The organism is Pandoraea pneumonica, assembly GCF_902459645.1.
Classification (GTDB): domain Bacteria; phylum Pseudomonadota; class Gammaproteobacteria; order Burkholderiales; family Burkholderiaceae; genus Pandoraea; species Pandoraea pneumonica.
The window spans coordinates 1,203,796-1,219,090 of the sequence record NZ_CABPSK010000002.1 but is presented as its reverse complement, the minus strand read 5'-3'; the positions used below and the strand labels follow the sequence as shown (position 1 = coordinate 1,219,090).

Below are 15,295 nucleotides of genomic sequence, written 5' to 3'. Positions count from 1 at the left end.
CGCATTTATCTTCGACCGAACCTATGTCCACGCTCAGCGAAAACAACGCCGTCACCGCCATCCCCGCCGCCGAGAGCACCGCGGCACTTGCCCACTTTCGCGCGTCGCTGCAATTTGAAACCGATTGCTCCGATGTTGCCAGTGCACTGGCCAGCGGGTCACCCGGCTTCGTGTTGCTCGATGTTCGAAGCCCGGCGCTGTTTGCTCGCGGCCACATTCCTGGCGCCGTGAACTTGATGCACGGCAAGATCATCGAGTCGAAGCTTGCCGACTATTCGCACGACACGCTCTTCGTCACCTACTGCGCGGGACCGCACTGCAATGGCGCAACGCGCGGCGCCATCCGACTGGCGCAGTTGGGACGGCCAGTGAAGGTGATGATCGGCGGTGTCACCGGATGGCTCGACGAAGGTTTCGAGCTTGCAGTGAGCGACCTTGAGTGATTGTTCCGAGTAGGCGTTGATAAGGGTGGATCACAACCTTCTCAGCCGTCCGTCGGGACGGTAGCATCTGTTTTTCCCGTAACCTCGCGGCCCCGCGCCTTTGCCCCCTATGCCAGGTCCCCTTGCGGCCTCCACCGTCTATAGAGAATCCGCCCTTGTGCTGCATAGCAGCGGCGCACATCTCGACGACTTGCTGCTCTTCACCCTCGTGGTCGATGCTGGCGGATTCAGCGCCGCTGAGCGGCAGACCGGCATCGCCAAGTCGCGGCTATCCCGCCGGGTGGCGACACTCGAGCGCGCGCTCGGCGTGCGACTGCTACACCGGTCGGGGCAAGTCTTCGGCCTCACGCCGGTTGGCGAGGAGGTGCTTGCGCACGCACGGGAGGCGGCCGTGCACGTTGACAAGATCGGCGCTCTCACGCGCAGCTCCGTGGCGGAGCCATCTGGCGTGATCCACCTTCATACCTCCGTGCTGATTGCCGAGACCATGCTCCCGCCGATCTTGGCCGAATTTGCGCGCGCGCACCCGGGCGTGCGGGTGCAGTTGACGCTCTCGAATCGCTTTGTCGACCTGGCCGAGGAGCGACTGGACCTGGTCATCCGCGCGGCCGTCGTGCCCCTCGCCTCAGAGGACGTCATCGCCATTCCGGTGGCGACGTCGGCGTCGATCGTCGTGGCCCATTCGTCGTTGCTGGAAGCCGACGGCCCGCCCGCGCGCCTCGACGAGTTGTCTGGCTACCCCTGCCTCGCGCAGGGCACACTGGCAAATCCCCGGCCATGGCAGTTCGTCGACAAAGACGATAAGCCAATCGATATCGCTCTCACGCCGGTCATTGCTGTAGACAACCTGCTGGCCATTCGCGAACTCGCGCTGCACGGCGCCGGCATGGCACAGTTGCCGGCCTACCTTTGCCAAGACGCTATCGATGACGGCCAACTGGTGCCTGTGCTGCAAGGCGTACGCTCGCGCCCGGCCACGCTTTACGTCATGTACCCCAGTCGGCGCGGCATGACGTCCGCCGTGCGTGTCTTCCTTGAGCTGATGCGCGCAAGGTGGCCATCCGATCCGTCCACCGCCTGATTCCCTGTGTCCGGCGACACCGTTCCAGTTTCGCAACGCCTCGTTGCAAACCGCGGACTTCCCGCCACTTGGGCGAGTCGATAAGGTGCTATGGCAATCTCTTCATGGCTCACATCAATAGACAAAGTTCGTATATTGCTCAAATTCAGGAAGCCGGATCATGAACAATCAGATTTTCATCAACTTGCCTGTAACAGACCTGAGGCGCTCCAAGGCCTTCTACGAGGCCATCGGCGCGGTCAACAACCCTGCGTTCACCGATGAAACCGCGGCGTGCATGGTGATCTCCGAGACGATCTACGTCATGTTGCTTACCCATGACAAATGGCGCCAGTTCACGCGGAAGCGAATCGTCGACGCGCACACAGATGCACAGGTATTACTGTGTCTGTCAGCAGGAGGGCGGGCAGAGGTGTCTGAACTCGTTGAGAAGGCGACCGACGCAGGCGGCAAGGCGGACCCCACGCCTGTCCAGGATTTCGGCGTCATGTACGGACGCAGTTTTGAGGATCCGGACGGCCATATCTGGGAGGTGATGTGGATGGACCCGGAAGCCGTTCCGCCCCACGGTTGAAGGCCTGACGACGCAAACCACGGCTTCGAGGTAATCCGACGGCCGCTCGGGGTCGGGAGCGGGCGCCGTTGGGCGCACGATGCATTGCGGTCTGTATCAAATGGCAGGTATGCCGGATCTTTTCGTCGATTGGTTTGTCACCCGAATTCAGTTGGAGACCACGCCCAATACAAGCGTCGCTTAGGCGAGATATCGCCATTCGAAGCCGTGGGAATTCGCCAGAATCCTGCCAGCGGATCCTTCCGGAAAGTGCGCCGGGAAGACGATCGATTCCGTCCTCGCCGCATGATCGAGCAGCCACGAGCGTGAGGCACGCGCCTCCTCCTGACTCCGGCAAAACGTCGAATTCCACGCCGGACGATAGACCTGTAAAGGACTGTGCATAACGTCTCCTGTGAACAGTGCCGTCTGCCCGTGAGAAACCATTTCGATCGCCATATGCCCGATGCTGTGCCCGGGCGTCGGAAGAAAGCGAATGCCCTCGGCGACTTCGCAAGCGACGTCTGGCACCACGCGCGCCTGCCCCGCGTCGATGATCGGCTTGACGCTGTCGTCGAACACCATGCGGCGAGGTTCACCCTCCTGCGTCGCAAAGAAATCTAGCTCACGCTGACCGAACACGTAGGTCGCATTCTCGAAGACTGGCTGCCAGCGGCCATCTTTCCTGTGCGTGTTCCACCCCACGTGGTCCACGTGCAAATGCGTCGTCAGCACGTAATCGACCTGCTCAGTGCTAAATCCCGCAGCGTTGAGGCGCTCGAGCACTGGGTTGTCGAGTCGATCGAAGAGCGCACTGAAAGGTCTCTCCTTGTCATTTCCGATGCCCGTGTCGACGACAACGGTCAGACCGTTGATCTCCACTACCCACAAATGAGTGCGCATGCATACCCGCCGTTGCTCAATATCGAGACTTGCTGACGACAGCTTTGCGCTCAGCAGGTTTTCGGATGCTACGTCCCAGTCCGTGAACAAGACTTCAGGCGGCAGCGAGAACGTCGTTTCGTCAATCCGAGTCACGGTTGCACTACCGACGCGATAAGTGAGGGGATTTTTCATATGGGATATTCGACCTTAGTCGTCAAAATTTTTAGCACCGCTCACTGACTGTTGCGTCAGGAAACCGATTCAACACCATAACGACTGCGCCGAGCAGCATCAGCCCGACCATCGGCAGCAGCCCCGATTCCAGACTGCCCGTCAGCGATTTGATCGCGCCGATCAGCACCGGACTGAAAAATCCGCCCAACACGCCGAGCACATTCACGAGCGCGATACCCCCGGGCGCCACGTTTCCTTTCATGTACTCGCCGGGAATCGCCCACAACACGGTGTACGCTGCCCACATCGACGCGGTAGCGACGGTCATTGCAGCCAATGCCACAGCAAACACGGACGAATACCGGCTTGCCACGAGTAGCGCAACCGCCCCCACCACGCTCGCCACCGCATAGTGCCATCGTCGTTCGCCGTGCCGATCCGATCGCACCGACAGCGCATACATCGCAACTAACGAAACCACGTACGGTAGCGCGGACCACCATCCGACCGCACGTGTGTCCGTCATTCCCGCGGCATTGAGAATCGTCGGCAGCCAGAAGCTGACGGCGTAGATGCCGCAAATAACGCAGAAATTGCTCAGTGCGAGGCCGAGCACACGACGGTCCTGTACCGCCTTAAGCAGTCCGCCAACGGTGCCGCCGTGTGCAATCCCCCCTGCGGTCGACACGCGAAGCAGCGACTTTTCGTCCGGCGTCAGCCAGTTCGCGTCGTCGGGCCGATCGGTCAGCCAGAACCAAGCAACAATACCCAACAACACGCACGGCAAGCCTTCGACGATAAACATCCATTGCCAACCGGCCAGCCCCTGCACCCCTGCGAGCGCTGTCATCACAATTGTCGATGCAGGCCCGCCCACCAATCCGCCAATCGGCCCCGCCGCCATCACGATCGCCATCGTCTTGCCCATGCGCGCCCCGGGAAACCAGTACGTCAGGTACAGAATCATGCCCGGAGCAAAGCCTGCTTCGAACGCGCCGAGCAGAAAACGCAGCACGTAAAAACTGAGCGGGTCGCGCACAAACATCATGCCCGCCGACGTGAGGCCCCACAGCACCATGATGCGTGCCATCGTCCGCCGGGCACCGACCTTCGGCAGCAGGAGGTTACTGGGAATCTCCAACAACACGTAGCCGATAAAAAAAATGCCAGCGCCAAACCCGTACGCCGCATCCGACAGATCGAGACTGGACTGCATCTGAAGTTTGGCAAACCCGACATTAATGCGGTCGAGAAACGCAAACATATAGCAGACCGTCAGAAACGGAAGCAGACGCAGCGAAATCCTACGGAACAGCGCGTCTTCGGCGTGTTTGGCGTTTTCGATAGGCAGCGAGGTGGTCATGGACACGATGATCTCTCCGTATCAGGCGACGTCGGTGCTGTCCGCGAGGACCACCAAACAATCACCGGCCTCAACGCCCGCAAACGAACGCAGACAGACCACGCGGCCGCGTCCTGCAAAATGCACGACGCGCGGTGCTTCCCAAGGGGCATGCGGATTGAAGACTCGTGCAGCAATATCGCCCTCGTTCACCCAGTCGCCCAACGAAACGGCTGGCTCGTAGATGCCGCCGAGCGAGGCGAACACATAATGTTGATGCCCCTCGACTTTCATGTACGCCGTGCGCGCCGGGGGAAGATCGAGACTGGTCGATGAGGTGATGCCAAGCGCAACCAGCAAACGATCGAGGCCGCCTTCGACGATGGGCAGATTTCTCGGGTTACACGTGCCGAATCCGCCAAATTCGCCGCACAGAAACAGCTTGCCTTGCCGCTCGACGGCGGCACCGTACGTGCGGTCCTCTCCGAGCAGGTCCATGACCATCGCATGGGGTGACCCAAATGCCTCGATCAACCCCATGTAGTAGGCCCGCGTGCCCCGATCTTTGGGAGGATAGACGAGCAGCGTCGGGAAGTGATCGAACGACTGCCCGCCGGAGTGAATATCGAAAATGAAGTCAGCGCGCGGGAACAGTTCGGTATCGACGTAGTGCGCGATCATTTCTGTGATCGTGCCGTCGCGCTTCCCGGGAAACACCCGGTTCATGTTGGCACCGTCGATAGGGCTCGTTCGCCTGCCAGCGAGATATGCCGGAAAATTCAGGCCGGGCATGACAATGATTCGGCCGTTGATCTGCATGGCGGGAAGCCGTTGCAACAGCTTCATCAACGCCACCGGCCCCTCGTACTCATCGCCGTGATTTCCGCCTGTCAGCAGTACCGTCGGCCCCTCGCCTTGCTTGCGCACGGCAATCGGAATCGGAATATGTCCGTAGGCGGATCGATCGACCGAGTGAGGCACTCGGAGCGTGCCTGTCTGAAATCCGTCCTGATCGAAGTCGATACTGGCGGTAATTCGGGATTGTTGCGGGCTCATTCGCTTGCGTCTCCATCATCAAATCGGAATCCATTCCATGAGCTTGATGATGAATAGCCACAATAAAGCGCGCCAATGCCGTTTTCTGCATTGGCGATGCCTTTCAGGCATCGCCCGGTGCGCGGGCGTTGACTAGTCTGGCGACGACTCGGACCGCAGCGCGTCTAGCAGCTTGAGAAATCGCGCTAATGCGGGATTCCGGTTCTCGGGTGCATACGCGAAGACAAGCGGCAGTCGAATCTCCAGATCGTCGATGTCGATAAATTCCACGCGGGCGGGAGGTCGATTTTTGTTGCTCGCGTTGACGATCGCGGCACCGATGCCTGCTGACACCAGCGAGAGAATCGCCGCTTCGGTCGTCACTTCCTGCACGATGTCGAGCGTCAATCCGGCACGCTGGCACTGCTGGATCAAATGATCGTAGTAGGCAGGGTACGTATGGCGGGGAAAGGCGACGAAGGGTGTGTCGTTCAATGCCGATGCTGCGACCGGTACGTCTGTCGGCCATGCCCATTGGCGTGGAATCGCCAACGCGGTGCGCCGGTTTTGCAGCGGCAGCACGCGCAACGACGGCGGCAACGGGTCGAACGAGTAGATGAATCCACCATCGAGCGTGTCCGACTCAATTTGCTGAATCTGCTCCGGCGAGTTTGACGGCACCAATTGCAGTTGGAGTTCGGGAGCTTGTTGTTGGAAAAGCGCAAAGGCATCGGGCACTAGACCATCCCAGCCCACGTTTTCGACAAATCCGACTCTGAGGCTGCCGGCCAGCCCCGCGCCGATCTTGCGGGCCGAACGCACCGTGTCCTCCAGCTTGTCCAGGATGCCGCGAACGTCTTTCAGCACATGCGCGCCGGCAGGCGTGAGCGTCACGCCCATCGAATTGCGTTCAAAGAGCGCGGCCCCGACCTCGGCTTCAAGATCCTGAATTTGCCGCGTAATGGCTGGCTGGGTGATGTGAATGCGCTCCGCCGCCACGCGGAAGCTCCTGGCCTCGGCCACAGCGACGAAGTATCTAAGGTGGCGCAGTTCCATGAGGAAGCGTTCGTAGAGTGAGTGGCTGCGCACGCATGCGATTCGGCGCAGCGGTACGCATAGAGCCGCCAATGATGCCATATCAAATATTTCGAATGGCGGCGGCTGAATGTCTCTGGCCGTGGCTCCACTTGATTATGGGAACGATGTGATCCATAATCCGCCCATGACTGCCATTATCAGCAAGCCGGGCCGCGGACGACCAAGGGAGTTTGACTACGACGAAGTCGTCGATCTCGCCATCGCGCTATTCAGGCAGCGCGGCTTTGGCGCAAGCTCAATTGCCGATCTGGTCGATGCGACCGGACTCACGCGGGGCAGCTTGTACAAAGCGTTCGCGGACAAGAAGTCTGTGTACGTTGCCGCGCTCGAACGCTACGTCAGTCTCGGGCACGAACGGATCCGGGTGATCGCAAGCGGCGAAGGGTCGGGGCGCGAGCGCGTGGCAAAGCTGCTTGCCCACTATCTTGAGCAATCGCGGGGAGAGCCGGGGCGACTCGGCTGCCTAGTGGTCGCGACAGGACTCGAAGCCACCGTGATCGACCCCGACATCGTGCACATGTTCGAACAGGCGCTGAAATACCTCGAGCGCACGTTATCGGAGCTCATACGGATCGGCATCAAAGACGGTTCTATCCGTGCCGACCTCAACACCAAGGCGGCGGCAGAAGCGTTGCTCTGCTTCTTGCAGGGGCTAAGAGTCGTCGGGAAAAGCGACGCGCATCGCGACCATCGCGACAAGGCCATTCTCGATATGGCAATGAAAATCATCGACTGAACATTTGACCGTGCCATGGGGATCCATGGCGTTCTTTTGTTTATTTTGGAACCGATATGACTACAAATAATTCGCCCGATCCTCGCGATAACAACATCGAGATACACCACAAGCTGATCAACATCGATGGCGTCCGGCTCCACTATGTTGAAGCTGGCGCCGGTGCGCCAATTCTGCTGATTCCTGGCTGGCCGGAAAGCTGGTATGCGTGGCGCGATGTCATTCCTAAGCTCGCGAGAGCGGGACGTAGAGTGATTGCCATCGACCCGCGCGGCATGGGCGATTCCGCGCATCCTTCGCAGGGGTTCACGCCCGGCGTGGTTGCCGCCGAAATCCACCGATTCGTGCAAGCGCTGGGGCTGACGAAAGACACCAGACTCGATGTGGCGTCGCACGATGTCGGCGCGTGGATCGCCTACGCCTATGCCGCAGACTTTCCTGACGACGTTCGCACGCTGTCGTTGTTCGACGCGGCGCTGCCGGGCATTTCACCGATGCCGGGGTCGGAGATTCCCTCTGACGAGCTCAACAATCGAACCTGGCATTTCGCCTTCAACCGCATTCCCGACCTACCCGAGATCCTCGTGCGCGGACACGAGCGTGAGTACTTGGCGTGGCTGTTTTCCCAGAAGGCAGCGCGGCCATGGGTCTTCACGCCCACCGTCATCGACGAATACACCCGCGCCTATGTACAGCCGGGAGGGACAAGAACGGCGTTCGCCTACTATCGCGAGTCGTTTTCGCAGGAGGCGCTTGCCGCGAATCGGGCGCGCGCAACGCGGATGCTTGAGATGCCGGTCATGGCGCTGGGCGGGCAATTCGGTGTGGGGTCAATGCTATTCGACACGATGAAACGCATCGCGGTAAACGTGCAAGGCCATGTGCTGGCCGACTGCGGACATTTCGTCATGGAGGAATGCCCGGACGAAGTGGCAGCGCATTTAATTGAGTTCACCGCCAATCCAGTCAAAACACTTCATTGACCTGGATGCCCCGCTGATATCGGCTGCACCGGCCCCCGGTGCAGCACTTCCAACGTCATCCCGAATTAATTCGAGAGTTCTCGGCGCACGATTTCCGCACCTGCACTTAGCGCATTCAACTTGCCTCGTGCGACGCTGCGGGGCAACGGGGCCATGCCGCAATTGGTGCACGGATAGAGCTTGTCTGCATCGACAAACTGGAGGGCTTTGCGCAACGTCGCGGCGACTTCCTCCGGCGTTTCAATGGTCTCGGATGCCACATCGATAGCCCCGACCATCACCTTCTTGCCTCGAATGAGTTCAATCAGGTCGATCGGCACATGCGAGTTGTGACATTCCAGCGAGACGATATCGATGTTCGACTTTTGCAGTTTGGGGAAGGCTTCCTCATACTGCCGCCACTCCGAGCCCAGTGTCTTTTTCCAATCGGTATTGGCTTTGATGCCATAGCCGTAGCAAATATGCACGGCCGTTTCGCACTTGAGCCCTTCGATGGCTCGTTCCAGCGTAGCGACGCCCCACTCATTCACTTCGTCGAAGAAGACGTTGAATGCGGGCTCGTCGAATTGAATGATGTCGACGCCAGCAGCCTCCAACTCTTTCGCTTCCTGATTGAGAATCTTGGCGAACTCCCAAGCCAGCTTTTCACGGCTCTTGTAGTGATCGTCGTAAAGCGTATCGATCATCGTCATGGGGCCCGGCAGCGCCCATTTAATGGGTTGCTTCGTTTGCGAGCGCAGGAACTTGGCGTCCTCGACAAACACCGGCTTACGCCGAGCCACCGCTCCCACCACCGTGGGCACGCTCGCATCGTATCGATCGCGAATCCGAACGGTCTGGCGGTTCTCAAAATCGACGCCGTCGAGGTGCTCGATAAACGTCGTCACAAAATGCTGACGCGTTTGCTCGCCGTCGCTGACGATATCGATACCGGCATGTTGTTGTTCTTGCAGCGACAAACGCAAAGCGTCGCGCTTGCCGTCGATCAACTCGTCACCCTGCAACTTCCAGGGCGACCAGAGCTTCTCCGGCTCGGCGAGCCAAGAGGGTTTCGGCAGACTGCCAGCAGTCGAGGTCGGCAACAATTTCTTCATGATGGATTTTCTTGGTGTTTTCGATGAATTAATGAGCGTAGTTAGCAGACCACTGCTCGAGAACGTTTTGGTACGGCTTGATGAAGTTCTCCTCGACAAACCGTCCCTGCTCAATCGCCAACCGGCTGCGTTCTTCCCGGTCGTACACAATGCGCGTCAGCGAAAAATCCTCGTGCTTCAAACTCGGCTGATAGGACTCCCCTGCCGCTGAATTCGCGTTGTAAATCTCGGGTCGGTAAATCTTCTGGAAGGTGTCCATCGTGCTGATGGTGCCGATCAACTCAAGGCTGTTGTAATCGGCAAGCAAATCGCCGGAGAAATAGAAAGCCAAAGGCGCCACGCTATTCGGCGGCATGAAATAACGCACCTTCAGCCCCATCTTCTGGAAGTACTCGTCGGTTAGCGAGTATTCGTCTTGCAGATACTCGACGCCCAGCACCGGATGTCGATTTGCCGTGCGGCGATAGGTGCGGCTGCTCGACACGCTCAGGCAAATCACAGGCGGCTTTTTGAAGTTGCCCCGGTAGGCGTCCGAATTCACGAAGGCCTTGAATAGCTTCCCGTGCAGATCGCCAAATTTCTCGGGGGTGCCGAACGCGGGCCGCCCCTTGTTGTGCTCGAGCAGCAGCACGCTGAAGTCGTAATCCCGCACGTAGGACGAGAAGTTGTTCCCCGCAATGCCCTCGATGCGCTCGCCAGTCTTACGGTCGACGATATTCGTTTTCAGAATCTCGATCAGCGGAAGCGAATTGCCACTGTTTTCGCCATCGATGCTCATCTCGACGGAAACGATTTCGAGATTGACGGTGTAACGATCGCCTTTCGGGTTATCCCAATGCGCCAATGCATTGAACCTGTTGTCGATCATCCGAAACGTGTTGCGCAGGTTCTCTTGGCGGCTGCTTCCGCGAGCCAAGTTAGCGAAGTTGGTCGTGATGCGCGTGTTGTCCGAGGGACGATAGTCCTCATCGAAACGAATGCGCTTGATGGCAAATGTGAAAGCTTGACTCATGGTAATCCGATGCCTGATTTTTGCGCCGACTCGCGAGTTCAGGATTCCGTTGCGGAATCGGCGTCGACGGCTAAGAGGCTCGAATTATCGTGTCCGACCGGGCGTCATGAAAATGGATAAGTTCTCATGGTCTTATGAGCTTCACTCATGGAGCCCGGTCCTGCGACATGTCAGGCCGTAGCAGGCCCTTTCGCTTGCTCGATAAAGGCACGCAGATAATCGATGTCCATGTCCGACTCGCGCGCGCCCAGATAGATGTTTTTGGCAATCCCGTGCTTGCCAAGCCGAACGGGCACCACATCCATCGTGTCCGCGTATTCCAGCACCAGCCAGCGCGGCAACGCCGCCACGCCGCGACCGCTCGCGACCATTTGCAACATGATGTCGGTCGTCTCGATCGCCTTATGCCGTTTGGGCGTGATGCCCGCCGGCGTGAGGAACATGCTGTAGATGTCCAGTCGGTCGATCGGCACCGGGTAGGCCACCAGTACCTCGTCGGTGAGTTGCTTGGGCTTGATGTATTCCTCTTTGGCCAGCTTGTGGTTGCCCGCCACGACCAAGACTTGTTCATAGTCGAAAACAGGTTCGAAGACGAGGCCGGGCTTATCCAGCGGATCGGGCGTGACCAACAGATCGATCTCGTAACCGAACAGCGCACCGATGCCGCCAAATTGGAATTTTTGTTTGACGTCGACATCCACATCCGGCCACGCCGCCAAATACGGCGACACGACTTTCAACAGCCACTGATAGCAAGGGTGGCACTCCATGCCGATGCGAAGCGCACCCCGCTCGCCTTGCGCGAACTGCCGCAAGCGGTCTTCGGCCAAACTCAGTTGGGGCAATACCCGATTGGCCACCGCCAGCAGATATTGCCCAGCCTGCGTCAGGCGCAGGCTGCGACCTTCGCGCAGCCAGATGTCGGTGCCCAACTGCTGCTCCAGTTTTTTCATGCTGTGGCTAAGCGCCGATTGCGTCACGTGCAGCACGCCTGCGGCCGCAGTCAGCGAACCCTGCTTTTCCACTTCCTGCACGATGGACAGATGAATACGATCGAGCATGATGAATGAAATTCATGTTTTATTGAGATAGCGATATTCTAGTTCATCATTCCTTCCCCTACCCGCCAGCCGAGCCGAGTCCCCACGGCATCACCATCGGTTGATGGTTACCCATTCACCGGTGCCTGATTTTTCGGCAAACCCATTCATACGCTCTATATAATCGCCGCAACCGAATTGAGGGTCTTCGTCATGCGACTGACACAACTGCGTTCCTTCCATGCCGTAGCGACAACGGGGAGCTTCACTGCGGCGGCGCAAAGTCTGCACGTGAGCCAGCCGACCGTGACCACTCAGGTCGGTCAACTGGAGGAGTTGTATAAGGTCGAGCTATTCCACCGGACCGGCCGACGCGTTTTGACGACGGAAGTCGGCCAGAGACTGCTGGCGATTTCGCGTCAGATGTTCAGTCTGGAAGGCGAGGCGCTCCAGTTACTGCGCGAGTCTGGCGAACTGCGTACCGGCCATCTGCGCGTGGCGGCGGTCGGCCCCGCGCAGGTGACGGCCATGCTCGCGGCGTTCCACCAACGCTATCCGGGCATCAAAGTCTCGGTGAGCACCGGCAACTCGCAGGACGTTCTCGACCGACTGGTGGACTACAGCGCCGATGTCGGCGTACTCGCGCAAGTTGCCAGCGACGACCGCTTCGTCTCGATTCCCTACACCGACCATCCTGTCGTGATCTTCTGCTCGACGAACCATCGCTTCGCGAAGCGCAAGTCGATCAAGATCGCCGAACTAGCAGGTGAGAAGCTAATTCTGCGCGAACAGGGGTCCACCACCCGAAAAGCGCTGGAAAACGCGCTCAAGCGCGCCAATGTCGAAGCCGACGTTGTGATGGAGGTGGCAAGCCGCGAGATCATCCGTGAGGCCGTCATCCAGAACCTTGGCATCGCCACCGTTTCCGAAGTCGAATTCGTCCCCGGACCCGGACTGCACGCGGTGCACATCAGCGACGCCGCGATTCGCACGCACGTGCACATGGTCTGCCTCGCGGAAAGACGCGAGACGCGCATGGTCCGGGCGTTTTTCGACATCGTTGGTCAGCACCCCAACGCTTTAGCGCCCCGACATCGCTGACCGCGGTCGTGCCGATCGCAAGGCGCATTACCCATAGGGGCAGTCCAAATTGCCCCTTTTCCCTATGGAATCTCGTCCCAACTGGCGTAAGACTCCCTGAGACCGGAGAGTTTTGCCGCCCGTGCAAACGGCTACCGATGCGCAGTCGCCACCGCCGCCGACCAACAGCACCCGGCGGATTCTGATGCCACGGCCGATGACCGCAGCAGGCGTTATCCACGCAGGTTCCCGACTCACAACTCTGGAGAATGCACTATGAAACAGGTCTTTTTCATCCCCGTCCTTCTCACTGCCGTGCTGGCGAGCGGTGCCGCTTGGTCGCAGACGCCTGCGGCCGCCCCGGCCCCAGCCCCCGCAGCACCGGCCGCCATGGCACCGGCTGCTGCCGGTCAGAGCAACGACGCGTTGGTGCAGATGCATAACCGGATCCGCGCAGCGAACAAGGCCTATGACCGTAAGGTCGCTGCCGCGAAGAAGGTTTATAACGACAAGGTCGCGCAGGCCAAGGCTGAGCGGGACAAGACCATCGCCGATGCGCGTGCCACCGCTGGCACCGGCGGCTAAGCAGGCGGGCCACCCACCCTGTGTGCAGTGTGTTTCGACACGGGGTGGGTGCGCTCCCGGATCACGGGTGAATGGTTTCGCCGCGACCCAGCATACCGACGAATTCTTCGATCTTGCGCAGGCGTGTTTCCGGCCGCTTAGCGTTTTGCAGCCGAAACAAGATGGCGTAGCGGTTGCGGCCGCTTAGCGTCGCAAAGAACGCGCTAGCCTTGGGGTTGGCATCGAGTGCCGCTTGCAGGTCATCGGGCACAACCGAATTGCTGGGCGATGTATAAGCCGCCGCCCATCGGCCATCGGCTTTGGCTCTCTCGATTTCTCGCATGCCCGAGGGAAGCATCCTGCCAGCGGCAATCAGCGCCTCGACCCGGTCGCAGTTGAGCTTCGACCAGATGCTTTTTGCGGTGCGCGGCGTAAAGCGTTGCAGCCAATAGTCGTCGCTTTCCGCCTTCTTCTGCCCATCGATCCAACCGTGACAAAGGGCACTCTCTACCGCTTGCCCGTAAGTCAACGACGGCGGTCCCTTCCCCTTCTTGGCAAGACGCAGCCATATTCCGGCCGACGTCTCACCGTGTTGCGTCAACCAGTGTTCCCACGCGTTCTGGTCAAGGAACTCATGAGGGCGTTCAGTCATGGGCGATCCGATAAGTGGCAGATTCCCCGAGAGCATACCCCTCACCGCCGCCAGCGCAACGGGCGACGCAACGGGTGCCGTTGCGGCCCGACGGCGACCCAAAGCGGCGCGGTGTCCATCACGCCAGTAGGCTCGTCGCGCGCGGCATCCGCCTCATCCCTCTCCACCGTTTTACTGGTGTCGATAAACAGTGCGGCAACGACGCCCACGCCAAGCAACGCCGCCGAAATGGCGAACGGCACGTTATAGCTGCCGGTCGTCTCGATCAAGTACCCGAAGGCCACCGGTGAGATCATCCCGGCCAAGCCGAAACCGGTGTTCATCATGCCGCCGGCCGTACCGGCATACTTGCCCGCGATATCGAGCGGCAACGTCCACAGCACCGGGTTGGTGATTTCGAGAAAGAAAAACGACGCCGAGAGCAGCAGCACGGCCGTCATCGGATTCGACACCATCGTCATTGGCAGCAGGAACGCCAACGATCCCCCCATGCCAACCACCAGCACCGAAACGCGGGCGAAACGTAGCCGTCCCGTCGCTTTATAGAGCTTGTCGGAGATCACCCCGCCGAGCGTGTCGCCTACCACGCCAGCGAGCAACGGCAGTGCGGTGAAGAGCGCCAGTTGCTTGAGATCGAACCCCTGCGACTCGCGCAAATACGACGGCATCCACGTCAGATACACCCACAACAGCCAGCCGTAGCAGAAATCGACGAACGTTACGAGCCACATCCGGCGCACAAGCTTGCGCCACGGCGTCGCGGCACGTTTCACCCGCTCGCACTCGCCTGCTTTGTAGCCGATCTCCGCCGTCTCTTCTGCCGTCATGCGGCGGTGCTGATCCGGCGTATTGGTGAACACCTTCATGTAGAGCACGGTCCATGCAAGGCTCACCACGCCCAGCACGATAAACGCTTCGCGCCATCCGAAGGCCACCACAATGGCGAGCACCACGGGCGGCGTAATCGCACCGCCCAGCCGCGCAAAGCTGTGCGTAATGCCCTGCGCGAATCCGCGCTCCGCTACGGGCATCCAGTAAGTAAAGGCGCGCGTCGCCGTCGGAAAGGCACCGCCTTCGCCAATACCCAGTAAGAAACGCAACGCGACCAACATCGCAATACTTCCGGCAAACCCGGTGGCAAGCGTTGCCGCGCCCCAGATCAACGACAGCACGGTCAGCACCAGTTTTGGTCCGTAACGATCCGCCAACCATCCGCCGAAAATTTGCATCGCGGCATACGGATACGCAAACGCCGAGAAGACCAAGCCCAACTGCACCGTGGTCAACCCCATCTCCTGTCGAATAAACGGGCCAGCGACGGCGATGTTCACACGATCGATGTACGAGATGAAATACATCAGGCACATGACCGCAAGAATGATGTGGCGCGTCTTCACGCGACCGGAACGCTTGTCCATGTTGTCTCCTATGTATTTACGTCGCACGTGTCGTGCACTTGCGATCGTGTCCTGCCGGGTAATTCTGGTAATGCGGGTAATGCGGGTAATGCGGGGCCACGCGGT

16 protein-coding genes are annotated in these 15,295 nt (G+C 59.5%); 7 read left to right on the top strand and 9 right to left on the bottom strand.

The genetic code is table 11. The features are described 5' to 3' along the window. The first annotated feature begins 23 nt into the window (after positions 1-23). From PPN31114_RS14640 to PPN31114_RS14630, 3 genes are all read left to right on the top strand, one after another. Positions 24-443 carry a rhodanese-like domain-containing protein gene (locus PPN31114_RS14640; RefSeq protein ID WP_150680176.1) on the top strand — a complete coding sequence of 140 codons (420 nt, stop codon included), beginning with the start codon at positions 24-26 and terminating at the stop codon, positions 441-443. A 157-nt stretch (positions 444-600) separates the two neighbouring features. Further along, the gene (locus tag PPN31114_RS14635; RefSeq protein ID WP_246182548.1) at positions 601-1,524 is read left to right on the top strand and encodes a LysR family transcriptional regulator; all 924 of its coding nucleotides are present in this window, start codon (positions 601-603) and stop codon (positions 1,522-1,524) included. Between the two features lie 160 nt (positions 1,525-1,684). After that, on the top strand, positions 1,685-2,098 hold the full coding sequence (locus tag PPN31114_RS14630; RefSeq protein WP_150680174.1) for a VOC family protein: 414 nt from the start codon (positions 1,685-1,687) through the stop codon (positions 2,096-2,098). Between the two features lie 180 nt (positions 2,099-2,278). Here PPN31114_RS14630 and PPN31114_RS14625 read toward each other — a convergent pair whose 3' ends face one another. The 4 genes from PPN31114_RS14625 to PPN31114_RS14610 form a co-directional block, all read right to left on the bottom strand. After that, complete coding sequence (locus PPN31114_RS14625; RefSeq protein ID WP_150680173.1) at positions 2,279-3,154, bottom strand: MBL fold metallo-hydrolase; 876 nt, start codon at positions 3,152-3,154, stop codon at positions 2,279-2,281. A gap of 31 nt (positions 3,155-3,185) precedes the next feature. Further along, a complete protein-coding gene (locus PPN31114_RS14620) occupies positions 3,186-4,499 on the bottom strand; it encodes an MFS transporter (RefSeq protein ID WP_150680441.1) in 1,314 nt (437 codons plus the stop codon). 21 nt (positions 4,500-4,520) lie between these two features. After that, a complete protein-coding gene (locus PPN31114_RS14615; RefSeq protein ID WP_150680172.1) occupies positions 4,521-5,534 on the bottom strand; it encodes a succinylglutamate desuccinylase/aspartoacylase family protein in 1,014 nt (337 codons plus the stop codon). Between the two features lie 132 nt (positions 5,535-5,666). Then, complete coding sequence (locus tag PPN31114_RS14610) at positions 5,667-6,650, bottom strand: LysR family transcriptional regulator (RefSeq protein WP_306439722.1); 984 nt, start codon at positions 6,648-6,650, stop codon at positions 5,667-5,669. 28 nt (positions 6,651-6,678) lie between these two features. Between PPN31114_RS14610 and PPN31114_RS14605 the strand changes: the two genes are divergently transcribed. Together PPN31114_RS14605 and PPN31114_RS14600 are read left to right on the top strand one after the other, a co-directional pair. Further along, positions 6,679-7,347, top strand: a complete 669-nt coding sequence (locus PPN31114_RS14605) for a TetR/AcrR family transcriptional regulator (RefSeq protein WP_246182547.1) — start codon at positions 6,679-6,681, stop codon at positions 7,345-7,347. A gap of 56 nt (positions 7,348-7,403) precedes the next feature. After that, complete coding sequence (locus PPN31114_RS14600; protein ID WP_150680171.1) at positions 7,404-8,330, top strand: alpha/beta fold hydrolase; 927 nt, start codon at positions 7,404-7,406, stop codon at positions 8,328-8,330. A gap of 65 nt (positions 8,331-8,395) precedes the next feature. Here the strand turns inward: PPN31114_RS14600 and PPN31114_RS14595 are convergent, their stop codons facing one another. The 3 genes from PPN31114_RS14595 to PPN31114_RS14585 form a co-directional block, all read right to left on the bottom strand. Continuing rightward, on the bottom strand, positions 8,396-9,424 hold the full coding sequence (locus PPN31114_RS14595) for a methionine synthase (RefSeq protein ID WP_174988057.1): 1,029 nt from the start codon (positions 9,422-9,424) through the stop codon (positions 8,396-8,398). Positions 9,425-9,452: 28 nt separating this feature from the next. Next, complete coding sequence (locus PPN31114_RS14590; RefSeq protein ID WP_150680170.1) at positions 9,453-10,436, bottom strand: DUF1852 domain-containing protein; 984 nt, start codon at positions 10,434-10,436, stop codon at positions 9,453-9,455. Positions 10,437-10,606: 170 nt separating this feature from the next. After that, on the bottom strand, positions 10,607-11,497 hold the full coding sequence (locus PPN31114_RS14585) for a LysR family transcriptional regulator (protein ID WP_150680169.1): 891 nt from the start codon (positions 11,495-11,497) through the stop codon (positions 10,607-10,609). Between the two features lie 192 nt (positions 11,498-11,689). Between PPN31114_RS14585 and PPN31114_RS14580 the strand changes: the two genes are divergently transcribed. Together PPN31114_RS14580 and PPN31114_RS14575 are read left to right on the top strand one after the other, a co-directional pair. Further along, positions 11,690-12,577 carry a LysR substrate-binding domain-containing protein gene (locus PPN31114_RS14580; RefSeq protein ID WP_150680168.1) on the top strand — a complete coding sequence of 296 codons (888 nt, stop codon included), beginning with the start codon at positions 11,690-11,692 and terminating at the stop codon, positions 12,575-12,577. A 255-nt stretch (positions 12,578-12,832) separates the two neighbouring features. Further along, positions 12,833-13,141 (top strand): hypothetical protein, encoded by a 309-nt coding sequence (locus PPN31114_RS14575; RefSeq protein ID WP_246182546.1) that lies wholly within the window; start codon positions 12,833-12,835, stop codon positions 13,139-13,141. 61 nt (positions 13,142-13,202) lie between these two features. On the opposite strand, the gene PPN31114_RS14570 is transcribed toward PPN31114_RS14575, so the two are convergent. Further along, complete coding sequence (locus PPN31114_RS14570) at positions 13,203-13,772, bottom strand: YdeI/OmpD-associated family protein (protein WP_150680167.1); 570 nt, start codon at positions 13,770-13,772, stop codon at positions 13,203-13,205. A 41-nt stretch (positions 13,773-13,813) separates the two neighbouring features. Next, the gene (locus tag PPN31114_RS14565) at positions 13,814-15,190 is read right to left on the bottom strand and encodes an MFS transporter (protein WP_150680166.1); all 1,377 of its coding nucleotides are present in this window, start codon (positions 15,188-15,190) and stop codon (positions 13,814-13,816) included. Positions 15,191-15,295 lie beyond the last annotated feature (105 nt).

Coding starts and splice junctions, on each gene's coding strand:
- PPN31114_RS14625 (WP_150680173.1), bottom strand. CDS start 3,154: ATGAAAAATCCCCTCACTTATCGCGTCGGTAGTGCAACCGTGACTCGG.
- PPN31114_RS14610 (WP_306439722.1), bottom strand. CDS start 6,650: ATGGCATCATTGGCGGCTCTATGCGTACCGCTGCGCCGAATCGCATGC.
- PPN31114_RS14595 (WP_174988057.1), bottom strand. CDS start 9,424: ATGAAGAAATTGTTGCCGACCTCGACTGCTGGCAGTCTGCCGAAACCC.
- PPN31114_RS14565 (WP_150680166.1), bottom strand. CDS start 15,190: ATGGACAAGCGTTCCGGTCGCGTGAAGACGCGCCACATCATTCTTGCG.
- PPN31114_RS14600 (WP_150680171.1), top strand. CDS start 7,404: ATGACTACAAATAATTCGCCCGATCCTCGCGATAACAACATCGAGATA.
- PPN31114_RS14585 (WP_150680169.1), bottom strand. CDS start 11,497: ATGCTCGATCGTATTCATCTGTCCATCGTGCAGGAAGTGGAAAAGCAG.
- PPN31114_RS14590 (WP_150680170.1), bottom strand. CDS start 10,436: ATGAGTCAAGCTTTCACATTTGCCATCAAGCGCATTCGTTTCGATGAG.
- PPN31114_RS14580 (WP_150680168.1), top strand. CDS start 11,690: ATGCGACTGACACAACTGCGTTCCTTCCATGCCGTAGCGACAACGGGG.
- PPN31114_RS14620 (WP_150680441.1), bottom strand. CDS start 4,499: ATGACCACCTCGCTGCCTATCGAAAACGCCAAACACGCCGAAGACGCG.
- PPN31114_RS14575 (WP_246182546.1), top strand. CDS start 12,833: ATGAAACAGGTCTTTTTCATCCCCGTCCTTCTCACTGCCGTGCTGGCG.
- PPN31114_RS14640 (WP_150680176.1), top strand. CDS start 24: ATGTCCACGCTCAGCGAAAACAACGCCGTCACCGCCATCCCCGCCGCC.
- PPN31114_RS14615 (WP_150680172.1), bottom strand. CDS start 5,534: ATGAGCCCGCAACAATCCCGAATTACCGCCAGTATCGACTTCGATCAG.
- PPN31114_RS14630 (WP_150680174.1), top strand. CDS start 1,685: ATGAACAATCAGATTTTCATCAACTTGCCTGTAACAGACCTGAGGCGC.
- PPN31114_RS14570 (WP_150680167.1), bottom strand. CDS start 13,772: ATGACTGAACGCCCTCATGAGTTCCTTGACCAGAACGCGTGGGAACAC.
- PPN31114_RS14605 (WP_246182547.1), top strand. CDS start 6,679: ATGTCTCTGGCCGTGGCTCCACTTGATTATGGGAACGATGTGATCCAT.